This is a genomic window from Gemmiger formicilis (genome assembly GCF_024462815.1).
GTDB lineage: Bacteria > Bacillota > Clostridia > Oscillospirales > Ruminococcaceae > Gemmiger.
In genome coordinates, this window is the sequence record NZ_JANGCG010000088.1 from 1 (window position 1) to 245 (window position 245).

The window sequence follows — 245 nt, forward strand, 5'->3', positions numbered from 1 at the left end:
CCTGCTTTATTTTGCCTTCGTGCTGACGGATTCTGTCCCTTGGGCCACGCCAATTTTCAACGTCGGTCATGTGGTTGATTCCGCACAGCTGACCATAAAGCAGATCACGGCATCTGCCGTAGTTGTTGAACAGCTTATCCAGTTCCTGCAGCTCGTCATCGCTCAGTCGTACCGTGTAAGCTCTGATCGTCTTAATTTGAGTCCTTAGTTTCCTTCTTGTCATCTTTTGAGAACAGCTTTCTGTT

The 245-nt window shown here is 47.8% G+C and carries 1 protein-coding gene; it reads left to right on the forward strand.

Annotated elements, in window-relative coordinates; genetic code table 11:
• Window positions 1-208 (forward strand): hypothetical protein (locus tag NE623_RS14605; RefSeq protein ID WP_256276173.1); only part of this gene is annotated, 208 nt, incomplete at its 5' end.
• Window positions 209-245: the final 37 nt, after the last annotated feature.